Annotated in this window: 15 protein-coding genes; 8 read left to right on the top strand and 7 right to left on the bottom strand. The window is 67.4% G+C overall.

Annotated elements, in window-relative coordinates; genetic code table 11:
* Window positions 1-42: 42 nt before the first annotated feature.
* The 4 genes from WG901_RS13980 to WG901_RS13965 form a co-directional block, all read right to left on the bottom strand.
* Window positions 43-1,353 (bottom strand): ATP-binding protein, encoded by a 1,311-nt coding sequence (locus tag WG901_RS13980; RefSeq protein WP_339587683.1) that lies wholly within the window; start codon window positions 1,351-1,353, stop codon window positions 43-45.
* Complete coding sequence (locus WG901_RS13975) at window positions 1,350-2,063, bottom strand: response regulator (RefSeq protein WP_339587682.1); 714 nt, start codon at window positions 2,061-2,063, stop codon at window positions 1,350-1,352. The genes WG901_RS13980 and WG901_RS13975 overlap by 4 nt, the downstream gene beginning before the upstream one ends.
* A 174-nt stretch (window positions 2,064-2,237) precedes the next feature.
* Window positions 2,238-2,657 carry a hypothetical protein gene (locus WG901_RS13970; protein WP_339587681.1) on the bottom strand — a complete coding sequence of 140 codons (420 nt, stop codon included), beginning with the start codon at window positions 2,655-2,657 and terminating at the stop codon, window positions 2,238-2,240.
* Window positions 2,658-2,844: 187 nt separating this feature from the next.
* On the bottom strand, window positions 2,845-3,927 hold the full coding sequence (locus tag WG901_RS13965) for a Gfo/Idh/MocA family protein (RefSeq protein WP_339587680.1): 1,083 nt from the start codon (window positions 3,925-3,927) through the stop codon (window positions 2,845-2,847).
* A gap of 24 nt (window positions 3,928-3,951) precedes the next feature.
* Between WG901_RS13965 and WG901_RS13960 the strand changes: the two genes are divergently transcribed.
* The 6 genes from WG901_RS13960 to WG901_RS13935 all read left to right on the top strand — a co-directional run bounded on the left by WG901_RS13960 (window position 3,952) and on the right by WG901_RS13935 (window position 11,999).
* Window positions 3,952-4,836: an aldo/keto reductase gene (locus WG901_RS13960; protein WP_339587679.1), complete on the top strand. Its 885-nt coding sequence runs from the start codon at window positions 3,952-3,954 to the stop codon at window positions 4,834-4,836.
* Window positions 4,833-5,903 (top strand): LLM class flavin-dependent oxidoreductase, encoded by a 1,071-nt coding sequence (locus tag WG901_RS13955; RefSeq protein ID WP_339587678.1) that lies wholly within the window; start codon window positions 4,833-4,835, stop codon window positions 5,901-5,903. Before WG901_RS13960 ends, WG901_RS13955 begins: the two co-directional genes overlap by 4 nt.
* A 136-nt stretch (window positions 5,904-6,039) precedes the next feature.
* Entirely contained in the window at window positions 6,040-6,792 is a 753-nt protein-coding gene (locus WG901_RS13950; protein ID WP_339587677.1) for a phytanoyl-CoA dioxygenase family protein, read from the top strand.
* Window positions 6,793-6,805: 13 nt separating this feature from the next.
* The gene (locus WG901_RS13945) at window positions 6,806-8,071 is read left to right on the top strand and encodes an MFS transporter (protein ID WP_339587676.1); all 1,266 of its coding nucleotides are present in this window, start codon (window positions 6,806-6,808) and stop codon (window positions 8,069-8,071) included.
* The gene (locus WG901_RS13940) at window positions 8,071-9,615 is read left to right on the top strand and encodes a sulfatase family protein (RefSeq protein WP_339587675.1); all 1,545 of its coding nucleotides are present in this window, start codon (window positions 8,071-8,073) and stop codon (window positions 9,613-9,615) included. The genes WG901_RS13945 and WG901_RS13940 overlap by 1 nt, the downstream gene beginning before the upstream one ends.
* A 122-nt stretch (window positions 9,616-9,737) precedes the next feature.
* Complete coding sequence (locus WG901_RS13935; protein WP_339587674.1) at window positions 9,738-11,999, top strand: TonB-dependent receptor; 2,262 nt, start codon at window positions 9,738-9,740, stop codon at window positions 11,997-11,999.
* Window positions 12,000-12,273: 274 nt separating this feature from the next.
* Here WG901_RS13935 and WG901_RS13930 read toward each other — a convergent pair whose 3' ends face one another.
* Both WG901_RS13930 and WG901_RS13925 read right to left on the bottom strand, forming a co-directional pair.
* Window positions 12,274-12,786 carry a nuclear transport factor 2 family protein gene (locus tag WG901_RS13930; RefSeq protein ID WP_339587673.1) on the bottom strand — a complete coding sequence of 171 codons (513 nt, stop codon included), beginning with the start codon at window positions 12,784-12,786 and terminating at the stop codon, window positions 12,274-12,276.
* A gap of 20 nt (window positions 12,787-12,806) precedes the next feature.
* Window positions 12,807-15,095 carry a membrane-bound PQQ-dependent dehydrogenase, glucose/quinate/shikimate family gene (locus WG901_RS13925; protein ID WP_339587672.1) on the bottom strand — a complete coding sequence of 763 codons (2,289 nt, stop codon included), beginning with the start codon at window positions 15,093-15,095 and terminating at the stop codon, window positions 12,807-12,809.
* A gap of 132 nt (window positions 15,096-15,227) precedes the next feature.
* Between WG901_RS13925 and WG901_RS13920 the strand changes: the two genes are divergently transcribed.
* Together WG901_RS13920 and WG901_RS13915 are read left to right on the top strand one after the other, a co-directional pair.
* Window positions 15,228-15,530: a TehB family protein gene (locus WG901_RS13920; RefSeq protein WP_339587671.1), complete on the top strand. Its 303-nt coding sequence runs from the start codon at window positions 15,228-15,230 to the stop codon at window positions 15,528-15,530.
* A gap of 102 nt (window positions 15,531-15,632) precedes the next feature.
* Window positions 15,633-16,469: an alpha/beta fold hydrolase gene (locus WG901_RS13915; protein ID WP_339587670.1), complete on the top strand. Its 837-nt coding sequence runs from the start codon at window positions 15,633-15,635 to the stop codon at window positions 16,467-16,469.
* Window positions 16,470-16,479: 10 nt separating this feature from the next.
* Here WG901_RS13915 and WG901_RS13910 read toward each other — a convergent pair whose 3' ends face one another.
* Window positions 16,480-16,869, bottom strand: coding sequence for an OsmC family protein (locus WG901_RS13910; protein ID WP_339587669.1), 390 nt, complete (start codon window positions 16,867-16,869; stop codon window positions 16,480-16,482).
* Window positions 16,870-16,887 lie beyond the last annotated feature (18 nt).

Below are 16,887 nucleotides of genomic sequence, written 5' to 3'. Positions count from 1 at the left end.
TGGTTCGCTTTGTAAGGAATTGTTGCACTGCGGCATGAGCCGTCAGCCGATCGCAAGCGGAAGCCGGATCGTCACCTTCAGGCCTCCGGCCGGTTTGTTGGCAAGGTGCAGGGTTCCGCCCTCGGCGGCGATTAGGCGGTCAACGATCGGCAGCCCCAACCCCATGCCGGCCGTGTTGCGGGAACGCGCGTCGTCGAGCCGGATGAAAGGACGCAGGACTTCCTGCATGCGCGCCTCGGGGATTCCCGGACCATCGTCCTCGACCGCAATCACGAGTTCTCCGTCCAGGGCCGCGAGGCTGACATGGACGGTGCCGGCATAGGCCAGCGAATTTTCCACGAGGTTCGACAGCGCGCGACGTATCGCCACGGGTCGCGCCAGCACCTCGAGATGGTCGGGGCCGCGGTAGCTTGCCTCGGCCCCGCGATCTTGCGCGTTATCGACCAGGGTCTGCGCGGTGACGGCAATATCGATACGTTCGAGCGGGCCGCCGTCTCGACCCGATTCGACGTAGGTCTGCAGCGACTGGAGAAGGTCGCGCATCTCGTCGATATCCTGCCCGATCTCGCGCCGCAGTTCGGCACTGACCTCGGCCTCGTCGATCCGCAATTGCAGCCGGGCAAGCGGCGTGCGCAGGTCGTGGCCGATCGCCAGCAGCGTCTGCGAACCGCTGGCCAGCAACTGGTGAATGCGCTCTTGCATGGCGTTGAACGCGCGGATCAGGTGCAACACCTCGCCTTCGCCGTTCTCGGCCAGCGGCTGGGGATTGGCGGCGCCGACCTCCGATGTCGCCTTCACGAGCGCGCGCAACGGGCGCAGCATCAACCTGAAGAGCAGCCAGGCCAGCAGTAAAAGCAGCGCCGAGGGCAGCGCCATGCCGACGAGCCGTCCGAAATTGAGCGACCACGGCGCCTGACCGTGGAAGCGGAAGTTCATCATCGAGCCGTCGTGCAGGGTCGAAGACCCCCCGATGTTGCCCCCATGCGACAGAGGCATCAGCCGCAAATGCAGATCGACGCCGCGCAGGTCGGGCTCGGCCGAGAGCATCTGTCGGTGCAAGGTCGAAAGCTCGATGGCATTGGGCGGAGACGGACGATAGCGCGACCAGGTGATTATGAAGCGTTCGGTGCTGAGCTCGCGCGCCACGAGCTTGCGTTCGTCGAGCGGCGCGCGATCGAGCACGCGGTGCGCGATGACGACATGCTCGGCCATCCAGGCCGTCTCGTCCTCGCGCAGCATGAACAGGCGCGCGCGCTCGAAAAGGACCGAATTGACGAGGAAGTCGATCAGCACGACGACCAGGACGATCGCCAGCAGGCGCCCGCCCAGACCGACGCGCTGCCAGATCCTCAAAGTCGGTTGACCTCGGCCGCGAAGATATAGCCGACGCCGCGCACGGTCTTGATCGGCGCAGGCTGATCGGCCGTCGAAAGCTTGCGGCGCAGGCGGCTGACCAGCACGTCGACACTGCGGTCGGAGCTGTCGGCCAGTCGCGTGCGCGATAGCTCGATCAGCCGTTCCCGACCGATCACACGCTGCGGCTGCCCCAGGAACACGCTGAGCAGGTCGAACTCGGCGCCGGTCAGGTCGACGATGGCGCCGCTGGGCGATCGCAGCTCGCGCCGCGCGGGCGACAAGCGCCAGCCCTCGAAGCTGAGCTCGTTGTTCGAAGAGGGCTTGCCGGCAATCACTTCGCCACCGCGGCGGCGCAGCACGGCACCAATCCGCGCGATCAGCTCGCGCGTGGAGAACGGTTTCGCCAGATAGTCGTCGGCACCCAGCTCAAGCCCGACGACGCGATCTTCCTCGGCACCACGAGCGCTGACGAAGATCACCGGCACGTCGCTGGTCTGACGCAGCCGACGCAGCAGATCGACGCCGTTGGTGCCGGGCAGCATGATGTCGAGCACGAGCAGATCCGCCGGCTCGTTCTCGAGCACCACCCACATCTCGGCACCGGTGGCGACGGCGCGTACGGCATAGCCATGCTCGCGAAGCGCGCGAGCAGTGAGATTACGGAGGGGCGGGTCGTCCTCGACCAAGACGATGGAGGGTGCAGTCATCGGATAATGGCTAACTCGCTTCTGACGCCAGATAGGCCTTGCCGGCCCTGGCTGCAATCTACCTTACGCCGGTTCGCGCTGGCAACGCGCCCCGCCAAGTCTCCACGGCCCGCAACAAGTTCCCGCTTCGGCAAATCCGACCGCGCATGTTGCAAAGTGCCGCCAGTCCGGACGTCAGCGCGCGTGCGAATCGCGGGTGCCCAGCGCTTCCAGGCTAGCCAGTTCGGTGCGCAGGCCATGGTCGTCCCGCTCTGCCGCGGCGATCACCCGCGCGCGCAACGCTTCGGTCGTTCCCGCGAGACGCGCCCGCTCGCGCTCGGACAGATTATTGCAATGACCGGCGCGCTGGCCCGAGCGGGCCTTGCCTCCCGGGATTGCGCGGGACAGCGCGGCGATCGGCCGACCGTCGAGACCCATCGCGGTGCGCTGAACCGAGATTCTGCTCGACCACATGCAGGCCGGCGACGAACGCGGACCGAGCCCGATTTGGCGCAGCTTGGTCTCGATCTTCGGCTCATAGGAAATCGCCACGGCATGTCCCTGGTGGACGACCGAGACCTGGTGGGCAACCTGGGCGTTCGCAACGACTGGCATGGCCAGCCCGATAGCGAGCCCAAGGGGCAGCAAGGCGGTTTTCAAACGGCATACTCCTGCGAACGCCCGTTTTCGGGCTGTATGTTTCGCGGTACCCCGCCCCGGATTGCTGTCGCGGCAATCCATCGTAACAAAACGTTGCAGGCGCGACGCATGCCGTCCCAAGGCTGCCGTCAATAGAAGGACCTCAGCCCAGCAGTTCCTTCATCTCGACGACGCGCTTCTCGCGCGCGCTGATCTCGGCCGCCGCGCCGATCGCCACGGCCATCAGGCCGTCGCGCGCGGTGACCTCGACCGGCCCCTCGCCGCGGACGGCGCGGGCGAAGGCCTCGTGCTGGTGGAACGTCGCGCCGTGGTGCGAGCCCGCGGTCATCGCCGCCTCGTCGACCTCGACCATTTCGCGCACCACGGCCTTGTCGGCACGGAAGCCGACGCGCGGGCTGAAGACCAGTTCGCCCGGCGGGATCAGCACGTCGAGCCGCGCCGCGTCGCCCGTGGCCGAGACCTCTTCCTGGTGCTCCGCGCCATCGGCGAACATGCAGAGGTCGAGCAGCGCGCGGGTGCCGTCGGCGAAATCGACGACGGTGTAGGAGTTGTCGATGATGTCGGGCACCTGCCCGTCGTAGCGCTCCTCGAGATGGTTCACGTCCATCGCGCCCGAGCAGAACACGCGCACGGCCTCGCTGCGCACGATCAGGCGCATGAGGTCGAAGAAGTGGCAGCACTTCTCGACCATCGTCCCGCCGGTGTTGCGCGAGAAACGGTTCCAGTCGCCGACCTTGGGCAAGAAGGGAAAGCGGTGCTCGCGGATCGAGAGCATCTGCAGCTTGCCGATCCGGCCGCCGTGGACCTGTTCGACGAAGCGCGCCATCGGCGGCATGTAGCGGTATTCCATGCCCGTCCAGAAAGGGGCTTTCGACGCTTCCGCCTTCTCGACCACCCAGCGCGCATCCGCGACCGTCGTCGCCAGCGGCTTCTCGCAGAGGATCGCCACGCCCGCGTCGAACAGCGGTTCGAGCACCGACCGATGGGTGAAGTTGGGCGAGGCGACGACGACCGCGTCGATCTCGCCCTTCGCGGCAAGTTCCTCGGCATTGCGGAAGCTGGCGGGGCGGGAATCGCCAAGCGACTCTGCTGCCCAGCCCAGCGAGGCCTCGACCGGATCCGCGATCGCGGTGATCTCTGCGCCCGGAATCAGCCTGATATTGCGGATGTGCTCGCATCCCATCATGCCGGTGCCGAGGATGCCGTAACGGATTGTCTGTGCCATGAGCCCTGTGCCAATAGGTGGGGTATGACAGCCCCTACACCCGAACCCGTGCCGCTCGGCAAGAGCGGGATTTCCGTTTCGCCCATCGCCTGGGGCATGTGGCGCTTCGCCGGCGTCGATGTCGCCACGGCCCGCGCGCGCATCGAGGCGGCGCTGGAGATCGGCATCACCCTGTTCGACACGGCCGACATCTACGGCATCGACGGCCCCGGCTTCGGTTCGGCCGAGGAACTGTTCGGCGAGGTCCTGGCCGAGGCGCCGGGGCTCGGCAAGCAGATGGTCATCGCCACCAAGGGCGGCATCGTCCCCGGCGTGCCCTATGACAGCAGCGCCGCTTATCTCGAGTCCGCGCTCGACGCCTCGCTGCGGCGGATGAAGCTCGATCACGTCGATCTCTGGCAGGTGCACCGGCCCGACATCCTGACGCACCCCGAGGATCTGGCGAAGACGCTGGCGCGCATGGTCGAGAGCGGCAAGGTCCGCGCGGTCGGCGTGTCGAACTTCACCGCCGGCCAGGTCGCGGCGCTGCAGACCCACCTGCCCTTCCCGCTCGCAAGCGTTCAGCCCGAGTTCTCGCCCTGGCACAGCGCCCCCGTCTGGGACGGCGTGCTCGACCAGGCCCAGGCGCTCGGCGCCTCGGTGCTCGCCTGGTCGACGCTCGGCGGCGGTCGGATCAGCCTGCCCGGCCCGGTCACCGCCTTGATCGAGCACAAGGCGCAGGAGACCGGCGTGGCCAAGGCTGCCGCGGCCTACGCCTGGGTCCTGGCCCATCCGGCGCGACCGATCCCGATCGTCGGCAGCCAGCAGCCCGAGCGCATCCGCGAGGCTGCCGATGCCTTCAAGGTCGAGTGGACCCGCGCCGAATGGTACGAGGTGCTCCAGGCCTCGACCGGAGAACGCTTGCCGTGAACGCCCCGCTGCCGCCCTGCGAAGTCTCCTGGTTCTCGGCGCTCTGCGACGACGACTACGAATTCCTCGGGCAACCCGATCCCATGCTCCAGTCGAGCTGGGAGCATTGCCGCGACATCGTGCTCCAGGCCGACAGCGCGGGCTTCGACAATATCCTGCTGCCTTCGGGCTATGCCCTGGGCATCGACACCACGGCCTTCGCCGCGGCGATCGCGGGCCTGGTCAAGCGCATCCGCCTGCTGATGGCTGTGCGTGTCGGTGAAAGCTGGCCGCCTCAGCTCGCGCGCCAGATCGCGACGATCGATCAAATGCTTGGAGGTCGCCTGGCGATCAACATCATCTCGAGCGAGATGCCCGGCGAGACCCTGGCCTCCGGCCCGCGCTATGCGCGCACGGTCGAGGCGATGCACATCCTGCGCGAACTGCTCGACGGCCGCTCGCTCGATCACCAGGGCGAGTTCTGGAAGCTCAAGCTCGATCCGCCGCGGCTGACGACGGTCTCGGGCCGCAGCCCGCAGTTCTACTTCGGCGGGCTTTCCGAAGACGCGCGCGAGGCCGCGGCCAAGGGCGCCGACGTCTACCTGATGTGGCCCGACACGATGCCCGCGGTGCGCGAGATCATCGCCGACCTGCGCGCCCGCGCCGCGCGCGAAGGCCGCACCTTGCGCTTCGGCTACCGCGCGCATGTCGTCGTGCGTGAGACCGAGGAGGAGGCGCGGATCGCCGCCGACCGCCTGCTCTCGAAGCTCGACGACGAGATCGGCCGCGCGATCCGCGCCCGGTCGCTCGACAGCCAGTCGGCCGGCGTCGCGCGCCAGGCGCAGCTGCGCGAGGCGGCAGGTGGCGATGGCTTCGTCGAGGACAACCTGTGGACCGGCATCGGCCGCGCCCGCTCGGGCTGCGGCGCGGCGATCGTGGGCAATCCCGACCAGGTCCTGGCCAAGCTGAACGCCTATCGGGCCGAGGGGATCGAAGCCTTCATCCTCTCGGGCTATCCCCACGCGGCCGAGGCGGACCTGTTCGCCCGCCACGTCCTGCCGAAACTCGATCATGGGCCGCTGGGCTAGGCTCTGGATTTCCCCGCAGATCGGTGCACTATTGCGCAGAGAGGGCCGGTCGCGCGCGAATGATACTCAACTAGTATAGTTGACATTCAAGACAAGAAGCTCTCATGCCGGCGCCATGCCGACCGAGGGACGAGGAATGGGTTTCGCAAGCCAGAGCCGCCAGTTCGACGAACTGGGCTATGCCGTATTCGAGAGCGTGCTGACGGGTAACCTGCTCGACCTGCTGCGCGAATGCTGCGACGATTTCGTCACGCGCGAAGATGCGCGGATGGACGCGGCGGGCGTGGACACGCTGGGCATCACCCACCGCGGCAAGCGCTATTTCGCCAACGAGTGCCAGCGCGAGGAGCCGCGGTTGCGGCAGATGCTGTTCAGCGAGACGATGGCCGAGGTCTGCCGCGCGACCCTGGGCGACACCGCCTACTTCTTCTTCGACCAGTATGTCGTCAAAGGCCCCGAAGGCGGCATGCCATTCTCGTGGCATCAGGATTCGGGCTATGTCGTCGGCAACGGCGGCCCGGCCGACCACGCGCCCTATCTGACCTGCTGGTGCACGCTCGACGACGCCACGCTCGACAACGGCACGGTCCGCGTCGTGCCCGGCACCCACCGCGGCGGCGTGCTCTCGCACGAGCGGCTTGCGGGCAGCAACGATCTCGCGCTCAAGGTCGACGAGAGCCAGGCCGTCGCGCTCGAAGTGCCCGCGGGCTCGATCGTCGCCTTTTCCAGCCGCACGCTCCACGCCACGGGCAGCAACCGCACCGACCGCCCGCGCCGCGTCTATCTGGCGCAATACACGCCCGAGGTAATGCTCAATCCCGGCACGCGGCAGTTGCGGCGCAACGCCATTCCGCTGATCCAGCACGGCCGCCAGGTCACCTTTGCGTGAAGGAAGAGAGCGCGTGATCCTGTCCCCCCGCCGCCGCTGGCTGCTGTTCGCGCTGGCGCTGACCGCCTCGATCCTCAACCTCGTCGATCGCCAGATCATCGCCGTGCTCAAGCCGGTGATCGCCGCCGACCTCGGCTGGAGCGACAACGACTACGGCACGCTCGCCGCCTGGTTCCAGGGCTCGGCCGCGGTCGCCTTCCTGTTCACCGGCTGGATCGCCGACAAGCTCGGCGTCAAATGGGCCAACCCGCTCGGCGTGGTCACCTGGTCGATCGCCGCGATCGCGCATGCCTGGGCCTTCACCATGGGCCAGTTCATCGTCGTGCGCGCTGCGCTCGGCGCGACCGAGGCGATGGGCACGCCCACGGGCATCAAGACGATCGCGACGATCTTCCCGCCGCATCTGCGCTCCTTCGCCTTCGGCCTGTCGAACGCGGTAGGCTCGGTCGGCGCGATCCTTGCGCCGCTCGGCATCCCGCTGCTCGCCGCGCTCTACGGCTGGCGCGCGGCCTTCGTCATCGCCGGCCTGCTCGGCTTCGTCTGGGCCGCGGCCTGGTTGATCGCGACGCGCGGGCTCAAGTTCGATGCGCCGCCGGTACAGGCGCGCACCATGCCCGAGGCCGACGAAGACGCGGCTCCCGACTATGGCCCGATCGTCCGCGACCGCCGCACCTGGGGCATCGCCGTGGCCAAGGTGCTGTCGGATTCGACCTGGTGGCTGATGCTGTTCTGGATGCCCGACTTCTTCAACCGCCAGTTCGGACTTTCGGGCACGGCGCTCGGGCCGCCGCTGGCCATCGCCTACACGGGCGCGGCGATCGGCTCCGTGATCGCCGGCGGCCTCGCCACGCGCCTCTTGGTGCGCGGACTGCCGCTCGACCGCGTGCGCAAGGGCACGATGCTGGTATCGGCGCTGGTCGTCGTGCCGATCCCCTTCGCACTCCAGGCGCAGGAGGTCTGGCAGGCGACCCTGATCCTGGCGCTGGCGCTGGCCGGGCACCAGGGCTTCTCGACCACGCTGTTCGCGGTGATCTCCGACGTGACGCCGCAGGCCAAGGTCGGCCGCGTCACCGCCTTCGGCGCCTTCTGCGGCAACCTCGGCGGCATGGCCATCGCCAAGATCGCCGGCTTGGTGCTCAGCGCCGGGCTCGGCTATTCGCCGCTGTTCGCTTTCGCCGCGGTATCGTACCTGCTGGCGCTCGGCTGGATCCAGCTGCTCATGCCGCGCATCCGCCGGGCCGAGCCGGGGAGTGCCCCGGCCTTGGCGGGAGGACACTGATGACCGACAAGAAGCAGGGCGTCCTCCTCGCCGCCACCGGGCCCGGCGAACCGCACGCCGCCTTCACGATCCCCGCCGAGCCCATGTTCGAGACGCGCACGGGCGACCTCGCCCTGCCGCGCAACGGCAAGAAGCCGCGCAACATCGTGGTGATCCTGACCGACGACCACCGCTACGACGCGATGGGCTTCATGGGCACGCAGGACTTCATCGAGACGCCGCAGCTCGATCGCCTGGCGCGTGAGGGCGCGCATTTCCGCAACGCCTTCGTCACCACGGCGCTCTGTTCACCCAGCCGCGCGACGATCTTCACCGGGCTCTACGCGCACCAGCACAAGGTGGTCGACAACAACCACGCGATCGCGCCCGGCTTGGTATTCTTTCCAGAATACCTCCAGGCCGCGGGCTACGAGACCGCTTTCATCGGCAAGTGGCACATGGGCCTCGAAGGCGACGATCCGCAGCCGGGCTTCAATCGCTGGATCAGCTTCAAGGGCCAGGGCGACTACTGGCCCAACGGCGACGGGCTCAACGTCGACGGCGAACGCATCGAGCAGGACGGCTACCTGACCGACGTGCTCAACGACTTCGCGATGGACTGGCTCGAGAGCCGCGACCGCGAAAAGCCGTTCATGCTGTTCCTCGCGCACAAGGCGGTCCACGCCGAGTTCTATCCGGCGCCGCGGCACGAGGGGAAGTTCTCCGACGGTACGTTCCGCTATCCCGAGACGATGGCCGCGGGCGCGCCCGGGCGGCCGATGTGGGTCGAGAACCAGCGCAATTCGTGGCACGGGGTCGACTTCGCCTATCACGCCAATCTCGACATCGGCGATTACTACAAGCGCTACATGGAAACCTTCCTCGCCGTCGACGAAGGCATCGGCCGGATCATGGCGCACCTCGAGGAGCGCGGCGAGCTCGATGACACGCTGATCCTCTACATGGGCGACAACGGCTTCATGTTCGGCGAGCACGGGCTGATCGACAAGCGCACCGCCTATGAGGAATCGATGCGCATTCCAATGCTGGCGCGCTGCCCGGCGCTGTTCGGCGCGGGGGTGCAGGTCGACCAGGTCGTCGCCAATCTCGACGTGGCCCCCTGGCTGCTCGGCGTCGCCGGGCTCGAGGCGCCGGACTGGATGGAAGGCCAGGACGTCGCGCCGCTGCTGCGCGGCGAGGACGTTCCGTGGCGCGACTGGCTGCTCTACGAATACTACTGGGAGCGCAATTTCCCGCAGACGCCGACCGTCCATGCCATCCGCGAGGACCGCTGGAAGTACATCCACTTCCACGGCGTCTGGGACATCGACGAGCTCTACGACCTCCAGGAAGATCCGCTTGAATCGAACAACCTGATCTTCTCGCCGGGGCACGAGGCGATCGCCGAACGCCTCAACGCCAAGCTGTTCGATGCGCTCGAGGAAACCGGCGGCCTGCAGATCCCGCTGCCGCGCGATGCGGGCGAGCGGAACGTGCTGCGCGATGCCGGCGGACCCGGCCTTGCGCCGTTTCCCGAAGAGCTGCTGCGGATGCTGGCACGGTGAACCCGTGGCAGAACGGCAACAGCGATAGCGCAACCATGTACCCCTAAAGCGAAACTGTATTTCCCTACTAAATCGATAGAGTATTAGCGCCCCTCAAGAGGCATCATCCAGGGAGGAAACAGATGAACCGCATTGCAACCGCTCGCCGCCTGCTGCTGGCAAGCGCCGTGGCCGTCAGCTTCGCCGCGCCCGCTTTCGCCGAGGAAGCCGCCGACGCCCCCGCCGACGGCGAGATCGTCGTGACCGCGCGCTTCCGCACCGAATCGCTGACCGACGTGCCGATCGCGATCACCGCGCTGTCGGGCGACGACCTCGCCGCCCGCGCGCAGAACACCGTCCAGGACATCGCCCGCTCGGTGCCGACGCTCGATTTCCGCGCCGGCGCGTCGAACAAGGACCGCTCGACCTTCATCCGCGGCGTCGGCACGATCACGACCTCGCCCGGCGTCGAGCCTTCGGTCGCGACGGTCATCGACGGCGTCGTGCTGGCACGCCCGGGCCAGGGCACGCTCGACCTGCTCGACGTCGAGCGCATCGAAGTGCTGCGCGGCCCGCAGGGTACGCTGTTCGGCAAGAACGCCTCGGCCGGCGTCATCAACATCGTCTCGCGCCCGCCGGCCAAGGACCTCGCGTTCAACGCCCAGCTCGGCTACTATGAGGGTGACGAATACCGCGTGAAGCTGAGCGCCTCGGCGCCGCTCGCCGAAGGTCTCTACCTCAACCTTGCGGGCCTGATCGCCGGCTTCGACGGCAATGTCCGCAACATCAAGACCGGTGACGACGTCAACGGCTACAAGCGCCGCGGCATTCGCGGCAAGCTGCTCTGGGAAGCCTCGCCCGACGTGTCGGTCACGCTTTCGGGCGACTACAGCTATACCTTCGAGGACGTGCCCACCGGCGTCTTCGCCTCGACCCAGCGCGTCGCCTTCCCGAGCGGCGCGATCACGCCGAACGCTGCGCTTGCGGGCGTGCTTGCAGCCGAAGGCATCGTCGCCGGCCCGAACAACACCCGCGTTTCGCCCTCGTTCGACGCCGATGTGCGCGACAAGAACGGCGGCGTCTCGCTGACGATCGAAGCCGGTCTCGGCGAGCACCGCCTGACCTCGATCACCGCCTATCGCTGGTGGAACAACGACCAGCACCAGGACTGGGATTCGACCGGCACCCTGGCCGCCGGCATCACCCGCGGCGAGGACTTCGGCACGGTCGATTCCGAGCAGTTCAGCCAGGAGCTGCGCCTGACCTCGCCCAAGGGCGGACTGATCGACTACGTCGTCGGGCTCTACTATTTCCAGACCACCGCCAACGAGGTCTATCGCCGCGACGTGACCCAGCTGCTCGCCGGCGTGCCGGTCAACAACACGGGCACGGCACGCTATCGCACCAAGCTGCGCAACTACTCGGTGTTCGGCGAAGCCAACATCAACTTCACCGACAGCTTCCGCGGCATCCTGGGCGGCCGCCTGATCCGCGACGAGCTCGAGTACACCCATGCTCGCGTCGCCGACACGGCCACGGGCGTTCCGGGCATCCGCCCGAACTTCGCCAGCGCGGGCAATACCGACCGCACCGACTACAGCCTGCGTGCCGGCCTGCAGTACGACCTGACCGATCGCCTGAACGCCTATGCGACCTATTCGCGCGGCTACAAGGGTCCGGCCTACAACGTGTTCTTCAACATGCAGGCCTTCGACGTGACGCCGCTGTCACCCGAGACGACCGACAGCTTCGAGGCCGGCATCAAGGGCAGCTTCGCGGGCGGCGTGGGCAGCTTCAGCCTCGCGGGCTACTACACCAAGTTCAAGGGCTTCCAGGCGAACTTCCAGGACACCTTCCTGGGCTCGCTGGTCACGCGCCTGATCAACGCCGGCGACGTCTCGTCGCGCGGTGTCGAGGGTGACGTGACGCTGCGCCCGGTCGAGGGCCTGCGCCTGACCGGCGCCTTCGCCTACAACGATGCGAAGATCGACGAATTCCGCTGTCCGGCCACGGCCGTCGGCTGCGCCAATGCCAGCGGCCAGGCCTTCGTCAACGGCCAGCCGCTGCCCTTCGCGCCCAAGTGGAAGTTCAACATCGACGGCGCCTATCGCTTCCCGCTGACCGAGAGCCTGAACCTCGAGCTGCAGACCGACTTCAGCTGGAAGGACGACACCCAGTATTCGATCACCCAGACGCCCGACACGATCCAGCCCGCCTACGGCATCTGGAACGCGTCGATCGCGCTGGCGAGCGAAGACAGCTGGGAAATCCGCGGCGTCGTCAAGAACATCGCGAACAAGCACTATTCGCCGTTCCTCGCCTATGGTTCGGTCGCGGGCGTCTCGCGCTTCGTCCCGCGCGACAACGATCGCTACTTCGGCGTGAACGCCAACATCAACTTCTGATCCTGCGGCGAGCCTTCCTCCCCTGCGGGGGAGGGAGGCTCGCCGGGCCTTCCCGCCCGGCCTCGCCCTCAACACCGATCCCGTCACCCTGAACTTGTTTCAGGGTCCCTTTCTCCGCTGCCACCGAAGCTCTGTTCGGCAGCGAAACCGCGCCGCCTGGTGTTGCCGGCATCCGCTGCGCCTCCGGCACGATGGACCCTGAAACAAGTTCAGGGTGACGACGAAGGGTAGGGCGGGGCTACGCCCGACACGCCTCCCTGAAGCAAACCCTCCCCTAAACCTGCGACAGGAACTTGATCCGGCCGCCCGCGGCCTCTTCGGCCAGCGACAGCAAGGTGTAGTTGGTATCGACGCCGGGCATCGCCTGCATCACCCGGATGTCGCCGCCATAGGTGACCATGCGCGAAACGCGTTCGCGGATACGCCAGCCGCCAGCCGTACGGACGAGCACATCGTCGTACCAGCCGGTCGATTCGAACACTCCCTCGCCATCCTCGAGCCCGCGACGGAAGCGTGCCGAGACGTAGCTGAAGCAATGCGCCTCATCGCCGCTTACCGTGACCGCGTGACCCTGAACCATGTGCTGCGTGGCCGAGAACACCGCGTGGATGTCCTTGAACACTGCCTGCAGGGTCGCGAGGTCGGTGAAGGCCGCGCCGGGTCCGCCACCGAAGTCGCAATGGATGTCCTCGCTGAACACGCGCGCGAACAGGTCGTAGCGGTGCGAATCCACCGCGACCGCATAGAGGTTGGTGACGTTGATGATGCTCGCGGTGTCGTCGGCCATGTCTCTCTCCTGCAACCCTGTCACTTGTTTGGCAGCGCATAGGCCATGATCGCCGCGGCCTTGGGGCCGGGGATCGCGAAGTGCCCGCCCGCGGCGATCACCACGAACTGGCGCCCGCTGGGCGAAACGTAGCTGATCGGCATGGCCGCGCCGACCGCGGGCAGCTTGGCGCTCCAGACCTCCCTGCCGTTGGCGATGTCGAAGGCGCGCAACCGGCGATCCTGGCCCGCGGCGATGAACACCAGTCCCCCGGCCGTGGTCAGCGAGCCGCCGAAGGTCGGTGCCCCCATGCGCAGCGGTACGTGGCTCTGGATGCCGAGCGGCCCCGATCCCTCGGCCGTGCCGAGCGGCTTGGACCAGACGAGCTTGCGCGTCTTGATGTCGAATACGCTGATGGTCGAATAGGGCGGCTTCTGGCACGGCGCGAAGATCGGCGAGAGGAAGGGATAGGACTCGAAGCCATAGGGCGTGCCGGCCTGCGGGAACTTGATCACGCCACCCTCGAAGCCGCTCTGCGGCGTCTCGCCTTCCTTGCGCGGTACCAGTCGGTTGATGTTGGCCAAATGCAGCGAATTGACCACCAGCAGACCGCGCTGGGTGTCGACCGAGACCCCGCCCCAGTTGATGCCACCCGCCACGGCCGGATAGGTGATCGTCGGCTCGGTGGTGATCGGGGTGAACTGCCCCTGGTAGCGCGCTTTCCGGAACTGGATGCGACAGGCCATCTGGTCGAGCGGCGTCAGCCCCCACATGTCGGCCTCGGTCAGGTCCGCCCCCGACACCGATGGGAAACCCGTGGTATAGGGCTGGGTCGGCGCGTTCCAATCGCCCTTGACCGCGCCCTGCGGCACCTTCTTCTGCACCACCGGATCGATCGGCTTGCCGGTCGCGCGATCGAGCACGAAGATCTGCCCGCGCTTGGTCGGCACGAGCACCGCCCGGATGCCCCCCGCCAGGTCCACCAGGGTCGGCTGCGCAGCGATGTCGTAGTCCCACAGATCGTGGTTCACCGTCCTGAACGACCAGCGCAGCAGCCCGGTATTGACGTCGATCGCGACGACATTGTCGGTGAATTCGTCGGCCACTGTGGAACGGAAGCCCGCGTAATAGTCGGGCGGACTGTTGCCCGTGCCGACGTAGACCAGGCCCAGCGCCTCGTCGCCGCTGAACACACCCCAGGCGTTGGGGGTATCGCGCGTGTAGGTCTCGCCCGGCTTGAGCTGGGTCTGGCCGGGGCGGCCGGCATCCCAGGCCCAGCGCAGCGCGCCGGTCTCGGCATCGTAGCCTCGGATCACGCCCGAGGGCGCGTCGAACGAGCTGTAGTCCGAGATCGACTGGCCGACGACGACGACCCCGCCGACCACGGTCGGCGGCGAGGTCGGCAGCGCATCGTCGGGCTTCATCGCACCCATGCCGAGGCGGAGGTCGGCAACGCCGTTGCTGGCGAAACCCGAGCATTGCTTGCCGGTATCGGCGTCGATGGCGATGAGCTGGCCCTCGGCCGTGGTCATGTAGAGGCTGTGCTGGCACTCGGCCTTGGCGGTCTTGGCCGCGTGATAGGCGACGCCGCGACACTTCCAGCCGTGGAACTTCGAGCCTGAGGGCAGGCCGCGATACTGCCAGATGCGCTTGCCGGTCTCCTGGTCGAGCGCGGCGACCGTACCCGACTCGATGCACATGTAGAGCCGGCCGTTCACCGCCAGCGGCGCCGCTTCGAGGCTGACGAGATCGCCCGACTTGATGTCGGAATCATAGCGCCAGGCGAGTGCGAGCTTGTCGACGTTGCGTGTGTCGATCTGGTCGATCGAAGCATAGCGCGTGCCCGCGAGCGAATTGCCCCAGTGCTGCCAATCCTGCGCCACACCGGATAGCGCGACGACCTTGCCGGCGCCAGGTAGGCCGCTCTCGGCACGCTCCGCCCGCACCACTGCGCCGCCGGTCAGCAACAGAGCTACGACGGCTGGCGCCGCCACCCACCAGCGCGGCGCGCCCGTCGCGCTGCGGATCGCGGGGATCAGAAACAGCAGGCCGACCACGGCCGGCCCGACCAGCCGCGGCATCAGTGCCCAACTGTCGAGCCCGACCTCCCAGATGCTCCAGACGATCGTCGCCGCCAGCATCGTACCGAAGACTGCGGCGGCATAGCGCGCGCGCCGGACCAGCCCCCAGGCAGAGGCCAGTACCGCGATGCCGGTCGCGACATAATAGAGGCTGCCTCCCGCCGCCGCGAGCATCACGCCGCCGATCGCCAGCGTGGCCCCGACCACGCCCAGCACCACGGCAAACAGCCAGACGATAATCCTCCCCATGGGCATCCCGCTCGTTTCGTTGTTTCGCGGGAAGCTACGCAGGACAAGGCGCGGCCGATAGCCTGTTGACCAATCCCTTAGCGCACTGGTGATTTGTCTGGAACCGCACACAGGCCGCGCTACGATCGGCCGATGACCGCACAGCTTCCGCCGGGTCTCGAGGCCTACAAACGCACGCCCGAATTCACCGAAACCAGCGTGCCCGCCGGACTTCGCGCCGATCATACGACCAAGGAAGGCACCTGGGGGCTGATCGAAGTCGAACAGGGCAGCCTGATCTACCGCGTCACCGACCCGCGCCGCGCGGCAAGCGAACGCGTGCTCACACCCGACAGCGAACCCGGTGTGGTCGAACCGACTATCCGCCACCACGTCGAACCGCTGGGAGCCGTGCGCTTCCGCGTGACCTTCCTGCGCAAGCCCACAGAAACATAGCCTGCAGCCCTAAACCTGCGTATGATACCGATACCCCCCGGCCATGCCGATATGCGGCACATCGGACCGGCCTGAGCCGCGTCCACCCTCACGGAGGACATCATGGCCTATATCACCACGCAGGATGGTGCCGAGTTATTCTACAAGGATTGGGGTCCCCAGGACGCCCAGCCGATCGTGTTCCACCACGGATGGCCGCTGTCGTCCGACGACTGGGACGCCCAGATGCTCTACTTTCTCGGCCACGGCTACCGCGTCGTCGCGTACGACCGCCGCGGCCACGGCCGCTCTTCGCAGATCGATGGCGGTCACGACATGGACCACTACGCGGCCGATGCCGCGGCCGTCGCCGCGCATCTCGACCTGCGCAATGCCGTGCACATCGGCCATTCGACCGGCGGCGGCGAAGTCGCGCGCTATGTGGCGCGATTCGGCATACCCCAAGGCCGCGTCGCCAAGGTCGTGCTGGTCAGCGCGGTGCCACCGCTGATGGTCCAGACCGCGGACAATCCCGGCGGTACGCCGATCGCCGTGTTCGACGGCTTCCGCAAGGCGCTGACCGCCAACCGCGCGCAGTTCTTCCTCGATGTCGCATCGGGCCCGTTCTACGGCTTCAACCGCCCCGACGCGAAAGTGTCCGAAGGCGCGATCCGCAACTGGTGGCGCCAGGGCATGGCCGGCAGCGCGCTCGCGCATTGCGAGGGCATCGCCGCTTTTTCCGAAACCGACCAGACCGAGGACCTCAAGGCGATCACCGTGCCCACCCTGGTCATGCACGGCGACGACGACCAGGTCGTGCCTTACGAGGACGCGGCGTTGCGCCAGATGAAGCTGCTGCCCAACGGCCTGCTCAAGATCTATCGGGGCTACCCGCACGGCATGCTGACGACCCACGCCGACATGCTGAACCCCGATCTGCTGGCCTTCGTCCGGAGCTAGGCCGCCAACCCTAGTTCGCGAGCGACGTGTGGATCGGCAGGCCGTGCTTGAGCGTCAGGGTGACCGGGGTCTTCTCGGCGATCTCCGCCAGGCGCAAGGCCTGCTCGGCATCGAGCCCGACGGGCTTGAGCCGACGCTCGATCTCGAACCCGCCGTCCGCGCCGCGGACCAGTTCGAGATCGACCTCGACGGACTCGAGCGGCCACTGCTTGCGATCGGCATACATCCGCAACGTAATCGCGGTGCAAGCGCCGAGCGAGGCGAGCAGCAGGTCGTAGGGCGCCGGGCCGCGGTTCTCGCCGCCGTTGCTCGGCGGCTCGTCGGCGGTCTCCGGATGGCCGCTCATCGCGATCCGCGTGAAGTAGCGGTCGCGTCCGATCGTGGCAGTGCCCTTGGCCATGCTTCGCTCCTCGGCTCG

The sequence above is a fragment of the Novosphingobium anseongense genome (assembly GCF_037482895.1).
Classification (GTDB): domain Bacteria; phylum Pseudomonadota; class Alphaproteobacteria; order Sphingomonadales; family Sphingomonadaceae; genus Novosphingobium; species Novosphingobium anseongense.
Note: the sequence above shows the minus strand (reverse complement) of the source record. Positions and strands in the feature narration are given on the sequence as shown.